General features: G+C 64.5%; 14 protein-coding genes. 8 read left to right on the forward strand and 6 right to left on the reverse strand.

The window, feature by feature from the left end:
• The first annotated feature begins 275 nt into the window (after positions 1–275).
• Together pcaB and AB7531_RS04840 are read left to right on the forward strand one after the other, a co-directional pair.
• On the forward strand, positions 276–1637 hold the full coding sequence (gene pcaB, locus AB7531_RS04835; RefSeq protein ID WP_063980803.1) for a 3-carboxy-cis,cis-muconate cycloisomerase: 1362 nt from the start codon (positions 276–278) through the stop codon (positions 1635–1637).
• A 112-nt stretch (positions 1638–1749) separates the two neighbouring features.
• Positions 1750–3006 carry an aminopeptidase gene (locus tag AB7531_RS04840; RefSeq protein ID WP_063980804.1) on the forward strand — a complete coding sequence of 419 codons (1257 nt, stop codon included), beginning with the start codon at positions 1750–1752 and terminating at the stop codon, positions 3004–3006.
• A gap of 137 nt (positions 3007–3143) precedes the next feature.
• On the opposite strand, the gene AB7531_RS04845 is transcribed toward AB7531_RS04840, so the two are convergent.
• Positions 3144–3698, reverse strand: coding sequence for a hypothetical protein (locus AB7531_RS04845; RefSeq protein ID WP_063980805.1), 555 nt, complete (start codon positions 3696–3698; stop codon positions 3144–3146).
• A gap of 239 nt (positions 3699–3937) precedes the next feature.
• Between AB7531_RS04845 and AB7531_RS04850 the strand changes: the two genes are divergently transcribed.
• Positions 3938–4393: a cupin domain-containing protein gene (locus tag AB7531_RS04850; RefSeq protein WP_063980806.1), complete on the forward strand. Its 456-nt coding sequence runs from the start codon at positions 3938–3940 to the stop codon at positions 4391–4393.
• Positions 4394–4473: 80 nt separating this feature from the next.
• Here AB7531_RS04850 and AB7531_RS04855 read toward each other — a convergent pair whose 3' ends face one another.
• The 5 genes from AB7531_RS04855 to AB7531_RS04875 all read right to left on the reverse strand — a co-directional run bounded on the left by AB7531_RS04855 (position 4474) and on the right by AB7531_RS04875 (position 9418).
• Positions 4474–5526, reverse strand: a complete 1053-nt coding sequence (locus AB7531_RS04855) for an amidohydrolase family protein (RefSeq protein WP_063980807.1) — start codon at positions 5524–5526, stop codon at positions 4474–4476.
• A 111-nt stretch (positions 5527–5637) separates the two neighbouring features.
• On the reverse strand, positions 5638–6159 hold the full coding sequence (locus AB7531_RS04860) for a hypothetical protein (RefSeq protein WP_063986059.1): 522 nt from the start codon (positions 6157–6159) through the stop codon (positions 5638–5640).
• A gap of 65 nt (positions 6160–6224) precedes the next feature.
• Positions 6225–7040, reverse strand: a complete 816-nt coding sequence (locus tag AB7531_RS04865; RefSeq protein ID WP_063980808.1) for an MBL fold metallo-hydrolase — start codon at positions 7038–7040, stop codon at positions 6225–6227.
• A gap of 105 nt (positions 7041–7145) precedes the next feature.
• Positions 7146–8672 (reverse strand): hypothetical protein, encoded by a 1527-nt coding sequence (locus AB7531_RS04870; protein WP_063980809.1) that lies wholly within the window; start codon positions 8670–8672, stop codon positions 7146–7148.
• On the reverse strand, positions 8669–9418 hold the full coding sequence (locus AB7531_RS04875) for an ABC transporter ATP-binding protein (RefSeq protein ID WP_063986060.1): 750 nt from the start codon (positions 9416–9418) through the stop codon (positions 8669–8671). Before AB7531_RS04875 ends, AB7531_RS04870 begins: the two co-directional genes overlap by 4 nt.
• A 262-nt stretch (positions 9419–9680) precedes the next feature.
• Between AB7531_RS04875 and AB7531_RS04880 the strand changes: the two genes are divergently transcribed.
• The 5 genes from AB7531_RS04880 (at position 9681) to AB7531_RS04900 (ending at position 15203) form a co-directional block, all read left to right on the forward strand.
• A complete protein-coding gene (locus AB7531_RS04880; RefSeq protein WP_014498442.1) occupies positions 9681–10556 on the forward strand; it encodes a branched-chain amino acid ABC transporter permease in 876 nt (291 codons plus the stop codon).
• Between the two features lie 5 nt (positions 10557–10561).
• Positions 10562–11713, forward strand: a complete 1152-nt coding sequence (locus AB7531_RS04885; RefSeq protein ID WP_028148665.1) for a branched-chain amino acid ABC transporter permease — start codon at positions 10562–10564, stop codon at positions 11711–11713.
• Positions 11710–12468, forward strand: a complete 759-nt coding sequence (locus tag AB7531_RS04890) for an ABC transporter ATP-binding protein (RefSeq protein WP_063980810.1) — start codon at positions 11710–11712, stop codon at positions 12466–12468. The genes AB7531_RS04885 and AB7531_RS04890 overlap by 4 nt, the downstream gene beginning before the upstream one ends.
• Before the next feature lie 3 nt (positions 12469–12471).
• Positions 12472–13260 (forward strand): ABC transporter ATP-binding protein, encoded by a 789-nt coding sequence (locus AB7531_RS04895; protein ID WP_063980811.1) that lies wholly within the window; start codon positions 12472–12474, stop codon positions 13258–13260.
• Between the two features lie 104 nt (positions 13261–13364).
• Positions 13365–15203 (forward strand): AMP-dependent synthetase/ligase, encoded by a 1839-nt coding sequence (locus tag AB7531_RS04900; RefSeq protein ID WP_063986061.1) that lies wholly within the window; start codon positions 13365–13367, stop codon positions 15201–15203.
• Positions 15204–15222 lie beyond the last annotated feature (19 nt).

The raw sequence follows: 15222 nt of genomic DNA on the forward strand, positions 1-15222 counted from the left end.
CACAATTTATCCCGTCCCCCTGAAGTGGCCGCCTTGTCACGGCCCTCGAAGGGCGACGGCCCGGCTGCATCGCGGCCGCTCATCACTTCGAGGCGCTTCGTGCGCCGCCGCGCGTCGCACGCTTCGCATCTCAGGATGACGGGGTGATGGAGCGATGCGCCGTCGTAATGTCGTCGTACGGCATCGAATGTGTGGCGAGCCATGAATGTCCATTGCCGAACAGCGCGGCCCGCGTAAGCTGCTCTCACACAAACGCAAACCATAAAGAAACGCCCATGCCCGCTTTTCCCGCCTCGACGACCGTGCTCGATTCCATGCTGTTCCGCGACGCCTTCGGCACGCCCGAGATGCGCGAAGTGTTTTCCGATGTCGCGCTGGTCGGACGCTATGCCGAGGTCGAGGTGGCGCTGGCGAAGGCGGAGGCGAAGTGCGGCGTGATCCCGCAGGAAGCCGCCGACCAGATCGCGGCGCGGACCGACGTCGCCGCATTCGATTTCGATCTGCTGCGACAGGAGACCGACATCGTCGGCTATCCGATCCTGCCGCTGGTGCATCAGATGGTGAAACAGTGCGGCGAGGCCGGCCGCTACGTGCATTGGGGCGCAACCACGCAGGACATCATGGATACCGCGGTGGTGCTGCAATTGCGCGCCGCGCTCGGGATCGTCGAGCGCGACATCGCCGAGCTGCGAAACATCCTCGCGGACCTCTCGAAGCGCTACCGCGACACGCCGATGGCCGGCCGCACCCATCTCCAGCAGGCGCTGCCGGTGACGTTCGGCTACAAGACCGCGATCTGGCTCGCGATGTTCGACCGCCACGCCGAGCGGCTCGTGCAATTGAAGCCGCGCGTGCTGGTCGGACAGTTCGCCGGCGCCGCCGGAACGCTGGCCTCGCTCGGCGGCAAGGGGTTCGAGGTGCAGGAGGCGCTCTGCGTCGAGCTCGAGCTCGGCGTTCCCGCCTCGACCTGGCACGTCGCGCGCGACGGCTTTGCCGAGGCCGTGAACTTCCTCGCGCTCGTCACAGGCTCGCTCGGCAAGATCGCGCTCGACATCATGATCATGGCCTCGACCGAGTTCGCCGAGGTCTACGAGCCCTTCGTCAAGGGCCGCGGCGCCTCCTCGACCATGCCGCAGAAGCGCAACCCGATCTCCTCGGAGCTGATGCTCGCGGCGTCCAAGGCGGTGCGCCAGCATGCCGGTCTGATGCTGGATGCGATGGTGCAGGATTTCGAGCGCGCCACCGGGCCCTGGCATGCCGAATGGATGGCGATCCCGGAAAGCTTCGTGCTGACCGCCGGCGCGCTGCACCAGGCGAAGTTCGCGCTCGCAGGCCTCATCGTCGATGAAAGGAAGATGAACGACAATCTCGCCATCAGCCGCGGCCAGATCGTGGCCGAAGCGGTCATGATGGGGCTGGCGCCGCAGATCGGGCGGCAGGAGGCGCATGACGTGGTCTATGATGCCTGCCGGCTCGCCAATGAGAAGGGTCTGACATTGGCGGACGCGCTCTCGTCCGACCCCCGCGTCTCCGTCAGGATCGACCGTGCCACGATCGAAGCGCTGACTTCACCGAAAAATTACCTCGGCCTTGCGCCTGCCATGGTCGACCGGGTGCTGAAATCGGCAACGCGTTGAAAACCAAAATGCGCGAAACTCCGTATCTCTCCGTGTCGCAAGGCGCTCGCGCACTTGCGCCTTGCGATGCTAGACTTAGATTGAACGAGAGAGCTTCGGCAGAGGACCCCGCATGATTGATCACCGCAATTCCGCCGTTCCCATCGATCCCGTGAAACTCGACCGGCTGGCCGAGGTGGCGGTGAAGGTGGGCCTGGGCTTGCGGCCGGGACAGGATCTGCTCTTGACGGCGCCCGCGATCGCGCTGCCGCTGGTGCGGCGGATCGCCGTGCACGCCTACAAGGCCGGCGCCGGTATCGTGACGCCGATCCTGTCGGATGAGGAGATGACGCTGGCGCGCTACCGCCACGGCCAGGACAACAGCTTCGATCGTGCCGCCAACTGGCTCTATGAGGGCATGGCCAAGGCGTTCTCCGACAACACCGCGCGGCTCGCCATCGTCGGCGACAATCCGATGCTGCTGTCCGGCGAAGATCCTTCCAAGGTGGCGCGCGCCAGCAAGGCCAATTCGATAGCCTATCAGCCGGCGCTGGAAAAAATCGTCAATTTCGACACCAACTGGAACATCATCGCCTATCCGAGCCCGTCATGGGCCAAGCAGGTCTTCCCTGATGATCCCGAGGACATTGCGATCGGCAAGCTGGCAGACGCGATCTTCGCGGCCTCCCGCGTCGACCGCGAGGATGCGATGGGCAATTGGGCGAGCCACAACGCGGTGCTGCGCGAGCGCACCAACTGGCTCAACGGCCAGCGCTTTCGCGCGCTGCAATATTCAGGTCCCGGCATCGACCTCTCCATCGGGCTGGCCGACGGACATGAATGGGAGGGCGGCGCCTCGCTGTCCAAGAACGGCATCAGTTGCAACGCCAATATCCCGACCGAAGAGGTTTTCACAACGCCGCATTGCCGGCGCGTCTTTGGCCATGTCGTGAGCTCGAAGCCGCTGTCCTACCAGGGCACGCTGATCGACAACATCGCGGTGCGCTTCGAGGACGGCAGGATCGTCGACGCAAAGGCCTCGCGCGGCGCGGAGGTGCTGAACAAGGTGCTCGACACCGACGAAGGCGCGCGGCGTCTCGGCGAGGTGGCGCTGGTGCCGCATTCCTCGCCGATCTCGCAGAGCGGGCTGTTGTTCTACAACACGCTGTTCGACGAGAACGCGGCCTCGCACATCGCGCTCGGCCAGTGCTATTCGAAGTGCTTCGTCAACGGCGCGCAGCTGACGCCGCAGCAGATCGCCGCGCAAGGCGGCAACCAGAGCCTGATCCATATCGACTGGATGATCGGTTCTGCCGAGACCGACATCGACGGCATTCTCGCCGACGGCAGCAAGGTGCCGGTGTTCCGCAAGGGCGAGTGGGCGAAGTAGTCCGCCGCTGCTCGTCATGCCCGGGCTTGTCCCGGGCATCCACGTTCTTTGTGCCGCTAGGCGTGGATGGCCGGGACAAGCCCGGCCATGACGATGATGGTGGAAGGTTCAAGCCCCAGCGCTGGCGTCACGCGCTCTCACGCCGCCGCGTTGCGCAGCATCCGGTTGTTGTCGATGCTGAAGCGGTTGAACAGCGTCGTGAACGGGCTGCCGTCGGTGGCCCGCACGATGACGTCGGACGTGGCGACCGCCTCGTAAAGCGCTTCGATGGGATCGTCCGCATCGGGCAGGTCGAGGCTGCCGCGAATTTCCTCGCGGGCCGCGTTGACGTCATCCTCCTGGTCGAGTGTCGCCTCAAGCGCATCCGCCGCGCGCCGCATCTCTGCGAGATCGCCGCCGGCGGAGAATTTGAGGATGTCCAGCCAGTAGGGGTGGGCGACAAAGAGCTGGATGAAGGCCTCGAACGTGCCGGCGATAATTCCTGCGCGGCCCTCCGATGAGACGTAGAGCACATTCCGCGATGGCAGCAGCACGAAGGTGCCGCCGCAGCCGTCGCTGCCGATCTGCCGGGGGTTTTCGACGCCGTCGATGGTGAACCAGGGCTCATCTTCGGTTGCGAAGGAAACATCGAGGCTGCCGAGCCAGGCGACGACCTCGCCTTGGGCTGTCAGAACCTCCGGGGTGAGGGGCATCGGTGCGGGCTCCTTCGCTGGTCACTTTCGCGCACTTTGTCGCACCCCAGAAAAGATGGGTTCATGTGCGCGAATTTGCAGGCAAATCCCGACGTTAACCTCGTCGCGCCTGCAACTTGCGGCTGATTGTCGGCGCCTGCGTAAGAAAGAATTAAAAACCGGCTACTAGCGTTCCAACATCTTTGGAAACAATCCGGGCCCAGACCCGGCCATACATATTTTATTCCCTGGGGAAGCAGATGTCGCCGTCATTGATTGAAATCAGTAGTTGCAACGTGGATCTCGAGCTGCGGCCGATCGAGCCGTCCTGGATTATCGAAGGCAATCCGGTGTCGCGCTCGCACATCCTGTCGACCAGCGCCGACGGCACCGCCTCGACCATCATCTGGCACTGCACCGAAGGGCGCTTCAACTGGTACTACGACATCGACGAGACGATCATGATCATGGAAGGATCGATCGTGCTCGAAAGCGACGGCATGCCGCCGAAGCGTTACGGCCCGGGCGACGTCATTTTCTTCCGCGACGGCGCGCATGCCAAATGGCATGTCGAAGGCCACGTCAAGAAGATCGCCTTCTGCCGCAAGACCAATCCCGTGATGATCGGATTCCTGATCCGCGTCGTCAACAAGCTCAAGCGGATGTTCGTCTCCGCCGGCGAGCGCCGCCCCGCCTCGCTGTTGGGGGCTGGCTAGAGTTCAAGCATTTTCAAGGACGCTTCCCAGCGGCCACGACGGAAGAGGGGCCGGGACCAACATCCCGGCCCCTCTTCTCGTCATGACGGCAGTTCGAGCCGGTAGACATCGCTCGCCGTCTGCGAGAACAGCGCCGTCTTCTCGGCCTCGCTCAAGGGCGCCGCGATACGCTTGAACGCGTTGAAGATCACCTGGTAGCTGCACTGGCCCTTGTCCGGCGGGAAATTGCTCTCGAACATCGCGCGCTTGGGGCCGAACGCCTCGATGCAGGTCTCGACATAGGGCCGCCAGGCCGCGGCAAGCTCCTCGGATGACGGGGGCTTCGCGCGCAGATGGAAGTCATAGCCGAGCAGGCACATCGCGAGCCCGCCGAGCTTCACCGAGACGTTCTCGCACTTCGCGATCTCCTGGATCGAGGCGCGCCATTGCGGAAACACCTCTTCGCGCCGCCCGGCGAAGCGACCGACGCCGGCCGGGCCGCCGCAATGGTCGAGCACGATCCTGGTGTCGGGAAAGGCGCGCGCGAGCTCGGTCAGCTCGCCGATCTGCGGGTGAAACAGCCAGGCATCGAAGCTCAGGTTCAGCGGTGCGAGGCAGGCAAAGCCTTTGCGGAAAGTAGGATCCCGCAACAACCCCTTCGGCCGATTGGCATACATGCCGGCGACGACAGGGTCTTCGTCCCAGGCCGAGGAATGCCTGATGCCGCGGAAGCGGCCGTTGCCCGCCGCGATCTCGGCTTCCAGCACCGGCTTGGCGGCATCGCCGAGCAACAGGTTCACGTGGCTGACGATGCCGGCGCAGATCGCGGCCGTGCCGTAGCCGCCGCTTGCGCTCATGGCGGCGACGCCGTTGGCGAACTCGACTTCGCCGACCGGCCGGAATGCCTCGGGCCCGTGCGCGCGATACATCGAACGGCAGTCGACATAGACGGTGGCGATGATGTTGTGCCCGGAGGCGATATCGGCCGCCATCTCCTCGATCAGATAGCGCTGCCCGCGATCCCAGAGATGGTGATGAGGATCGACGATCGGCCGCAAGGGATCGATGATCTCCTCCTGATATTGCGCGAGCCAGTCCTCGCGCGGCTCGACGAATAGCCCGCTCGTGTTGGCGGGCACACCGCTTGCAGCCATCGGCATTCGCTCCCTTTATTTTTTGTGGGGGGAGCCTAGCACCTCGTCTTCGCATCCAGCTGCGCGTGCTGCGCAACCGCACCCGTCATCGCGAGCACAGCGGCGCCGTCGTTAGCCCTTGCGCCGCTTCGCCCTCACATCGACCACAAGCCGCCAATCGGCGGCGGCTGCCGGCTTCACTTCGCCGAGCCAATGGAAGGAATCATCGGTAATCTTTGTGAAACTCCAGCGTGTCAGGTCGCCCGCATCGGTCGTACCTTCCTGCACGATGTCCGCGCCGCGCGGGCGGCCGATCTGCTGGCGGAACACGCTACGACCGGGATCGAACCAGGAAATCCGCCATGCGGAAATGGAGGGGTCGTAGACCCGTAGCGTCGTGCCGTACCAATTGCCGGCGATCGGAAACGCCGGCGCAGCCGCTGGGCGAGGGATAATCCAGACATCCTGAACGGCGCGGCCTTCCAGCACCCAGCCGAAATGGATTTCGCCGGGCGCGGTGTGCGTGGTTCCATCGGGGCCATGAGCGGTGATCCCGGCATCCCAGTCGCCGACGAAGCGGCCATAGAGCTGGAGCGCCGCCGCGTGCTCGGGGTTCGGTCCGTCCGCGTACAAAAGTCTGGCAAAGTCTGTCATGTCGATCTCCCGTCGCGAGGAGATCAGCACGACCGAACGGCAATCGACTTGGAGAAAATTGCGCGTCACACGCCGTCGAGGATGATCACCGTCGGCGTCGTCGGCAGCGCGTCCCGCGACATCCGGAAGGAGCGCTCGCTGCGCCGGTCGATCTCGAACTGCCGGCCGATGAGGTGCATGAACTCGTCGAGCGGGGTGGCGAAGCGATGCATCGGCAGCACCACAGAGGCGCGCAGCCGCTTGGTGATCTCGGAGACGCCGTCGAGCGACATGGTGTAGGTGCCGTCGATCGGCACCATCACGATGTCGAGCCGCCCGATCTGGGCGAAATGGGTTTCGTCGAGCTTGTGGTGGAGATGGCCGAGATGGCCGATGCAGAGGCCGGCGACCTCGAAGATGAAGATCGAATTGCCGTCGCGGATCATGTCGGTGCCGGAATCGTCACCGAAATAGCGGCGGATGTCGGTTGTGACGTTGCGGATGAAGGTGTCGCCGATGCGCTCCGACACGACGGCCGGCTTGCCGTCCTCGCCCCAGCCATGCAGCACATGGGGAATGCGCTTGTCGGGAAGTAAAGAGTAGTGGGTGCTGTGCGCCCGGTTCATGGTGACGATATCGGGCAGACGTCCGACCTGGTAGGCGCCGCTGTAGTCGGTCGCGATGCGCAGGCCGCCCGGCGTGTCGATGAAATAGGTGGAATGGCCGGCATAGGTGATCTGGACTTCAGCCGAGCCTGCGGCCTGCCGGAAGGCGGCCGGTATTGCGCGGGGCGCGCCGTTTGCCATCGCCAGGCATTCGCTCCGCTGAGGTGGCTGCTGGGCGAGAGCAGGAGAGAGGAATGCGCCGAACAGCGCCAGAGCCGCTGAAACCAGTCGCCGCATGAATCCGTCCCCGATGACTTCGGAAGAAGTCTAGCGTGCAATGCAGCGCGTGGCCAATAGGCCGCGATCAACAGCGCGTCAGTGTCGCAGCCCTACTCACGGCGTTTAGTTGCGCCTTGGGCTGAACTTCCAGGTGATGGCGATGAGGCCCGCGGTGATCAGGCCGCTGATGAGGCCGGCAAGCGGCAGCGCGAGCAGCAGCGCCGCGCTGGCGGCCCAGCCGATCGAGGAGAAGGCTTCGGCAAAGGTTGCGAGCCGCGACGAGGTCTGGCGGCGGCGGAATTGGCTGCGCCGGGCCTGCACCCGGAACCAGAGCTGGATCGCAGTCGCGGACGCCGCGCTGATGATGACAGCCGCGGCACTGACCGCGGCCTGGAACGGTGAGGCGAAAGCGAGTGCCGCGATCAGCGGGCAGAAGATGGCGGCGATGGCGATCAGCACGACCTCGATCTTGGCGCGGATGACGCTGGACGGCGTCAGCGGTGCGGTCGCAACCAGGTCGGGCGCGTCCTCGCCCGAGATCGTCAGCCAGGCGAGCCCGCCCGCGAGCTGTCCTGCCGCCATCACGATGACGGGTGTGATCAGCGTCAGCGCAGCGGAGCTGTCGGCAAAGTTGCGCCAGAGCAGCAGCGCCGGCGGCACCAGATAGAGCAGCTGCATCAGCGTCTGCGAGATCAGCCAGGGATCGCGCCAGAGCAGCGAAAATTCCTTGCGCCGCAGCGCCTGTTGCCGCGATCCGCCGCGGAACGGGCGCTGTTTCGCGGCCTTGCTGCCGGAGGCGCCGTAAGCGGCGGCATCGATCGCGGTGTCGGCAAAGCGGTGCGAGAACATCGCCATGACGCTGCCGAGCAGCACGAGCCCGAGCGCCAGGAGCAGCAGCAGCGCCTCGCTGTCGCCCATGGTCGCCCGCGCCGGCCACCACCAGATGCTGTCGACGTCGGGCGCGTAGGCGGCGAAGCTGCTCGAGGTCAGGATGGTGAAGCGCGACAGCGTGCCATAGGACATGATCGCGGCGACCTGGAGCGCGATCACGAAGCCGGCGCCGATCATCGCGGCGAGGACCTGGGCGACGAAGCGCGTGCGCGCCGGGCCGATCAGGCGGAACAGCAGGATGGTGACGGCGATCGCGATCGCCGCGGCCGAGAGGCCCATGGCGATGACGACGCCGAACGCCGCAAGCCAGCGCGCGCCGCCGCCGATCACCAGCACGTCGATGAACGGCGTCGAGAACAGCAGCGCCATCACGGTGACGGCCAGTGCGATCGCGGCGATGCGCACCGAGAACAGATTGGCCAGCGTCGCGGGCGAGGACATCATCAGGTCGAGATCGGCGCGGGCGTAAAACACCCGCGTCACCGATTCGATCGCCTGAGACAGCATCAGCGTCCAGGCCAGAAAGATCGTCGCCGAGATCACGATCAGCGAGGATTTGTCGAGCGGCAGCTGCAGGTCGGCGAAACGGCCGATCACAGCCCAGGCCGGTACGTGTAGGAGGGCCGCGAAGAACAGCAGGCCGATCATTGCAGCGCGCGCCCGCTTGCGCCGCCCGCCGGTCATCATGGCGAACCATTCGCGCCAGGCGAGCCGGAGCTCGTGGCGGGCAAACCAGGAGAGCGCGGTTGCCGAGCTCATGCGGCTTCCGGAAGCGTCACCAGCGCGATGAAGAGATCTTCCAGGCTGGTGTCGGCATGGCCGTTCTGCTGGCGCAGCTCGGTCAGCGTGCCCTCGGCGACCAGACGGCCCGAGGCGATCACGCCGATGCGGTCGGCCATGCGTTCGGCCACCTCGAGAATATGCGTGGTCATGATGACCGTGCAGCCGGCGCGGACGCGCTCGCTCAGCAGCCCCTTCACGTGGCGGGCGGAAACGGCGTCGAGGCCGGTCAGCGGTTCGTCGAGGATGATGAGGCGGGGATCGTGCACCAGCGCGCCGGCGAGAGCGACCTTCTGGCGCATGCCCTTGGAAAAGCCTTCGCAGCGTTCGTGCCGGTGCGGCTCGAGCCCGAGCGAGGTCAGTAGGTCCTGCGCGACCGGTTCCGAGGCCGACGGCGCGATGCCCCAGAGCCCGGCGACGAATTCGAGGTACTCAAGCGGCGTCAGCTTGTCGTAGATCATGGGCTCGTCGGAGACCCACGCCATCAGCTGCTTGGCGGCGACGGGATTTGCGAGCGCATCGATGCCGAAGATCGAGACCGCGCCGGCATCGGGCCGCAACAGGCCCGCAACCATGCGCAAAGTGGTGGTCTTGCCGGCGCCGTTGGGGCCGACCAGCGCATAGAATTCGCCGGCGTGAATGGTGAGATCGAGGCTGTCGACCGCCAGACGGTCAAAACGCTTCGTTAACCCCAGGACTTCCAGCGCCGATCTGTCCGGCTTCATGACGGCCACACCATCCGGTTTTGCATCGCTCGCGACCATGATCCCAAGATGTTTCGGCACCGTGAATATACGGCCCCCAAATTCCGCCATCCGGTTGCTACTAATGGCAAGTCACCGTTTGTTGACAGCGCTGGACGGTTCAGGCTGAATTGCTGCCGGGACAAATGGCGCTAACGCGGCGAAACGACCGCGTAGCGACTGGACACAAGATGCAGCAAGGCGGTCGCGAAGAGCCGCTGTTGTATCGGGAGGTTGCGCGGCGATGCTGGATTTCGTTCAGCAGCTGGTCAGCGGTGTTGCGCTCGGTTGCGTCTACGGCCTGATCGCGCTCGGCTTCGTGCTCGTCTACAAGGCCACCGAGGTCGTCAATTTCGCCCAGGGCGATTTGATGATGCTGGGCGGCTTCTTCGCCTTCACCTTCATCGGCATGATGGGACTGAACTACTGGATCGGCTTTGCCGGTGCGGTGGCGGCCATGGCGCTGTTCGGCATGCTGGCGGAGCGCGTGGTGGTGCGGCCGATCCTCGGCTATCCGCAATTCTCCATCATCATGGCCACCATCGGCCTCGGCTATTTCCTGCGCTCGGTCGCCGGGATGATCTGGGGTACCGACGATCTGAAGATCGAGACGCCGTTCAGCCACGGCGTGCTGCGCGTCGGCTCGCTGGTGCTGGCCTATGACAAGCTCTCGGTGATCGCCGCGACGATGATCCTGTGCGCGCTGCTCTGGCTGTTTTTCAACAAGACCACGCTCGGCACCGCGATGCGCGCCAGTTCCGAGAACATGCTGGCGGCCTATTACATGGGCATCCCGGTCAAGCGCGTGGTGTCGGTCGTCTGGGCGATCAGCGCGGCGGTCGCGACCTGCGCCGGCGTGCTGCTGGCGCCGATCACGTTCATCCATTCCAATGTCGGCCTCGTGCTCGGCCTCAAGGCGTTTCCCGCCGCAGTCCTCGGCGGCTTTGGCTCGATCCCCGGCGCGGTCGTCGGCGGCGTGCTGATCGGCGTGATCGAGAGCATGGCCGGCTTCTATCTGGCGGAGGGCTGGAAGGACGTCGCGCCCTATCTCGTGCTGCTCGCCGTACTTCTCTTGAAGCCTGAAGGCCTGTTCGGCCTTCACGTCCGCAAGAAGGTCTGAACGCCATGCGCTTCCTGTTCAAGACCGACTATGAGGACGACATCAAGCTGTTCCCGCATTCCGGCTACGTCGTCTCCTACGGCATCCTGCTCGCGCTGCTGCTGATCGCGCCCTATGTGCTCTCCAGCTATCTGATGAGCCAGCTCGTCTTCGTCTGCATCTACGCGACGGTTGGCGTCGGCCTTCTGATCCTGACCGGTTTTACCGGGCAAGCCTCGCTCGGCCACGCCGCGTTCCTCGCGATCGGCGCTTACACGGCGGCATACTTGCAGAAATATAACGTGCCGTTCCCGGTCTATTTCCTCGCTGCCGGTGCCCTGACCGGGTTGATCGGCGCGATGGTCGGCTTTCCCGCCCTGCGTCTGACCGGCATCTACCTCGTCATCGCCACCATCTCCTTTGCCCTGATCGTCGAGGAGATCCTGGCCCGCTGGGAGAGCGTCACCAACGGCAACGAGGGCATGCGGGTCAAGACCCTGTCGCTGCTCGGCGTCACGGTCCCGCGCGACAGCCCGACTTTCTATTTCCTCTGCCTGGCCGTGCTGGTGTTGACCATCGTCGGCACGCTCAATCTGCTGCGCTCGCCGACGGGGCGCGCCTTCGTCGCGATCCGCGACAGCGAGACCGCGGCGCGCAGCATGGGCGTCAACGTCGCGCTGTACAAGGTGAAGTCCTTTGCGATCTCGGCGGCGATCACCGGCTTTGCCGGCGTGCTGTTCGCGCACAAGCTCTCCTTCATCTCGCCGGAGATGTTCACGCTCCAGCTCTCGATCGAGTTCATCATCGTGATCCTGATCGGCGGCACCTTCAGCCTGCACGGCGCGGTGCTGGGCGCGATCTTCATCGTGATGATCGACCCGTTCCTGACCTATCTGAAGGACGACCTGCCCGGCATCATCGCCGGCATTGCCGCGACGTTCGGGGCGGGTCCGGCGACTGCGGGCAATATCCAGTCGAAAGTCGCGGCGTTCGCCTCGCTCAACGGATTGAAGGGTGCGATCTACGGCATCATCATCGTGCTGTTCGTGCTGTTCGAGCCGCTCGGGCTCTACGGCCGCTGGCTCAAGATCAAGCTCTTCTTCCAGCTGTTTCCGCTCTACAAGCGCGCCACCTTCAAGCGTCAGAAGATCTACGTGAAGTCGGAGCGCAACCGATGAGCTACTTTCGCGCGGAGAACCTGTCGCTGCATTTCGGAGGGCTGAAGGCGGTCGATGCGGTATCCTTCGCGGTCGAGAAGGGCGAGATCCTCTCGATCATCGGACCGAACGGTGCCGGCAAGAGCTCGATCTTCAACCTGATCTCGCGGATCTACCGGCCGACCACGGGCCGCATCTTCTTCGAAGACCAGGACATCACGGAGCAGCCGCCCTACGACATCGCCAGGCTCGGCATCGCGCGAACCTTCCAGAACATCGAGCTGTTCGAGAACGCGACCGTGCTCTCCAACCTCCTGGTCGGCCGCCACCGTCACTCGACCACCCGGCTCTGGCAGGAGCTGCTGTTCCTGCCGAGCGTGCGGGCGAACGAGAAGGTGCATCGCCGCAGGGTCGAGCAGGTGATCGAGTTCCTCGATCTCGAACCCTATCGCGACAAGCTGATCTCCGGCCTGCCCTATGGCGTGCGCAAGGTGATCGAGCTCGCACGCGCGCTGTGCTCGGAGCCGAAACTGATCCTGCTCGACGAGCCGTCCTCCGGCCTGAATGTCGAGGAGACCGGCGACATGTCTTTCTGGATCCGCGACATGAAGAACGAGCTCGGCGTCACCGTGCTGATGGTCGAGCACGACATGTCGCTGGTCAACCGCGTCTCCGATCGCGTCATCGCGCTGAACTATGGCCGGGTGCTGGCGATGGGGTCGCCCGCCGAGGTGCAGCAGCATCCCGATGTCGTCGCCGCGTATCTGGGAGCCTGACGCATGGACGCCGCCGTCACGCCCGACATCATCCTGAAGCTATCCAACATCGAGAGCTATTACGGGCCGATCATGGCGATCCGCGGCATCTCGCTGGAGGTGCCGCGCGGCCGCATCGTCACCCTGCTAGGCGCCAACGGCGCCGGCAAGACCACGGTGCTGAAGACGATCTCGGGCATTCTGGATCCGCAGAAGGGCACGATCGAATTCATGGGCAGGTCGATCCAGCGCATGGAGGCGGACCGGATCGTGCGGCTCGGCCTCAGCCATGTGCCGGAGGGGCGCGAGGTATTCCCGTTCCTCTCGGTGCGCGAGAACCTGATGATGGGGGCGTATCCGCGCCGGGATCGTGATGGCGTCGCGGAGGATCTGGAGCGCGTCTACGGCTATTTCCCGCGGCTGAAGGAGCGCATCAACCAGCCGGCCGGCCAGCTTTCCGGCGGCGAGCAGCAGATGCTCGCGATCGGGCGCGCGCTGATGAACCGGCCGACCTTGCTGCTGCTCGACGAGCCCTCGCTCGGCCTGTCGCCGCTGCTGGTGAAGGAGATTTTCACCATCATCCGCCGCGTCAACGAGGAGCAGGGCATGTCGATCCTGCTGGTCGAGCAGAATGCCAAGGTGGCGCTGGAGACGGCGCATTACGGCTACGTGCTGGAGATCGGCCGCGTCGTGATGAACGACACCTGCGACCGCTTGATGCATTCCCAGGACATTCAGGAATTCTACCTTGGTGCCAAGGAGGCGGGCGCACGAGGCGAGCGGCGCTGGAAAAAGAAGAAGACTTGGCGCTGAAGATTTGGCGCTAGGAGAAGGCGTTAAATGGATTGGCCCATCCGCAACAACAGACCGCCGGCAAGGCAGGCAGCGGAGGGGAGAGCGACAAGGAGGAGACGCGCATGGCCCGACCGGCGGTGCTGACGGTCGCTGATACGATCGCGAAGAGCTTCTTGCGCGCCGCCGAGACGCGGGGCGACAGGCCGGCTATTCGCGAGAAGAAATTCGGCATCTGGCAGCCGACCAGCTGGCGCGAGTGGCTGGAGATCTCGAAGGAGATCGCCTACGCGCTTCGCGCCTCCGGCTTTCTGCCCGGCGACGTCGCCTCCATCATCGCCAATGCCGTGCCGGAATGGGTTCATGCCGACATGGGGATTTTGTGCGCCGGCGGTGTTTCCTCTGGAATCTATCCGACCGATGCATCGTCCCAGGTCGAATATCTGGTCAACGATTCCCGGACCAGGGTGATCTTTGCAGAGGACGAGGAGCAGCTCGACAAGGTGCTCGCCTGCCGCGCGCGCTGTCCGTCCCTGCAAAAGATCATCGTGTTCGACATGGAGGGCCTCAGCGGCTTCTCCGACGACATGGTGATGTCGCTCGACGAGTTCCGTGCGCTCGGCCGCAACCACATGGTCGGCCGCGAGGAGCTGTGGCAGGAGATGATCGACAGCCGCAGCGCGGACGACCTTGTCATCCTCGTCTACACCTCGGGCACCACCGGTCCGCCCAAGGGCGCGATGCACGCGAACCGCAGCGTCACGCATCAGATGCGGCATGCCAACGATTTCATCTCGGCGCGGGAGGACGAAGACCGGCTGATCTTCCTTCCGCTCTGCCACGTCGCCGAGCGGGTCGCCGGCTACTACATCTCGGTCGCACTCGGCTCGGTGATGAATTTCGCCGAGAGCCCGGAGACGGTGCCGGACAATCTGCGCGAGGTGCAGCCGACCGTCTTCTTTGCGGTGCCTCGCGTCTGGGAGAAGTTCTATTCCGCGATCACCATCGCGCTGAAGGACGCGACGCCGCTGCAGCAATGGGTCTATCGCCGCGCCATCAAGGTCGGCTATCGCATGGTCGATTGCCGGATCGAGGGCAGGGCGCCGCCGCTCTCGCTGCGCATCGCCAACGGCATCGCCTACCGGCTCGCGTTCCGCAACATCCGCCGCATGATCGGGCTCGACCGCTGCCGCATCGCGTTCACCGGCGCTGCGCCGATCGCGCCGGAGTTGATCCGCTGGTATCTCGCGCTCGGCATCGACATGCACGAGGTCTACGGCCAGACCGAGAATTGCGGCGTCGCGACCATGATGCCGGCGGAACGCATCAAGTTCGGCTCGGTCGGCACTGCCGTGTCCTGGGGCGAGGTCGCGCTGTCGCCCGATGGCGAGATCCTGATCAAGGGCGACTTCCTGTTCATGGGCTATCTGAATCAGCCCGAGAAGACCGCCGAGACCATCGACCATCGCGGCTGGCTGCACACCGGCGACGTCGGCACCATCGACAACGAAGGCTTTGTCCGCATCACCGACCGGATGAAGGACATCATCATCACCTCCGGCGGAAAGAACGTTACGCCGTCCGAGATCGAGAACCAGCTCAAATTCTCGCCCTACATCTCGGATGCCGTGGTGATCGGCGACAAGCGGCCCTATCTGACCTGCCTCGTGATGATCGACCAGGAGAATGTCGAGAAATTCGCCCAGGACCACGACATCCCCTTCACCAATTATGCGAGCCTGTGCCGCGCGGCGGAGATCCAGGACCTGATCTGGCGCGAGATCGAACGGGTCAACGGCAATTTCGCCCGCGTCGAGACCATCAAGAGATTTTACCTGATCGAGCGCCAGCTGACCCCGGAGGACGAGGAGCTGACGCCGACCATGAAGCTGAAGCGCGGCTTCGTGAACAAGCGCTACGCTGCCGAGATCGAGGCGATGTATCGCCAGCGCGCGGTGGCGTGACGAGCCTGCCAGTTCGAGA

The organism is Bradyrhizobium sp. 63_E2_N1_3 (assembly GCF_052076005.1).
Taxonomy (GTDB): domain Bacteria; phylum Pseudomonadota; class Alphaproteobacteria; order Rhizobiales; family Xanthobacteraceae; genus Bradyrhizobium; species Bradyrhizobium barranii.

What these genes read in the sequence shown, in the direction of transcription:
- pcaB (WP_063980803.1), top strand. Translation starts at nt 276, where the DNA reads ATGCCCGCTTTTCCCGCCTCGACGACCGTGCTCGATTCCATGCTGTTC.
- AB7531_RS04840 (WP_063980804.1), top strand. Translation starts at nt 1,750, where the DNA reads ATGATTGATCACCGCAATTCCGCCGTTCCCATCGATCCCGTGAAACTC.
- AB7531_RS04845 (WP_063980805.1), bottom strand. Translation starts at nt 3,698, where the DNA reads ATGCCCCTCACCCCGGAGGTTCTGACAGCCCAAGGCGAGGTCGTCGCC.
- AB7531_RS04850 (WP_063980806.1), top strand. Translation starts at nt 3,938, where the DNA reads ATGTCGCCGTCATTGATTGAAATCAGTAGTTGCAACGTGGATCTCGAG.
- AB7531_RS04855 (WP_063980807.1), bottom strand. Translation starts at nt 5,526, where the DNA reads ATGGCTGCAAGCGGTGTGCCCGCCAACACGAGCGGGCTATTCGTCGAG.
- AB7531_RS04860 (WP_063986059.1), bottom strand. Translation starts at nt 6,159, where the DNA reads ATGACAGACTTTGCCAGACTTTTGTACGCGGACGGACCGAACCCCGAG.
- AB7531_RS04865 (WP_063980808.1), bottom strand. Translation starts at nt 7,040, where the DNA reads ATGCGGCGACTGGTTTCAGCGGCTCTGGCGCTGTTCGGCGCATTCCTC.
- AB7531_RS04870 (WP_063980809.1), bottom strand. Translation starts at nt 8,672, where the DNA reads ATGAGCTCGGCAACCGCGCTCTCCTGGTTTGCCCGCCACGAGCTCCGG.
- AB7531_RS04875 (WP_063986060.1), bottom strand. Translation starts at nt 9,418, where the DNA reads ATGAAGCCGGACAGATCGGCGCTGGAAGTCCTGGGGTTAACGAAGCGT.
- AB7531_RS04880 (WP_014498442.1), top strand. Translation starts at nt 9,681, where the DNA reads ATGCTGGATTTCGTTCAGCAGCTGGTCAGCGGTGTTGCGCTCGGTTGC.
- AB7531_RS04885 (WP_028148665.1), top strand. Translation starts at nt 10,562, where the DNA reads ATGCGCTTCCTGTTCAAGACCGACTATGAGGACGACATCAAGCTGTTC.
- AB7531_RS04890 (WP_063980810.1), top strand. Translation starts at nt 11,710, where the DNA reads ATGAGCTACTTTCGCGCGGAGAACCTGTCGCTGCATTTCGGAGGGCTG.
- AB7531_RS04895 (WP_063980811.1), top strand. Translation starts at nt 12,472, where the DNA reads ATGGACGCCGCCGTCACGCCCGACATCATCCTGAAGCTATCCAACATC.
- AB7531_RS04900 (WP_063986061.1), top strand. Translation starts at nt 13,365, where the DNA reads ATGGCCCGACCGGCGGTGCTGACGGTCGCTGATACGATCGCGAAGAGC.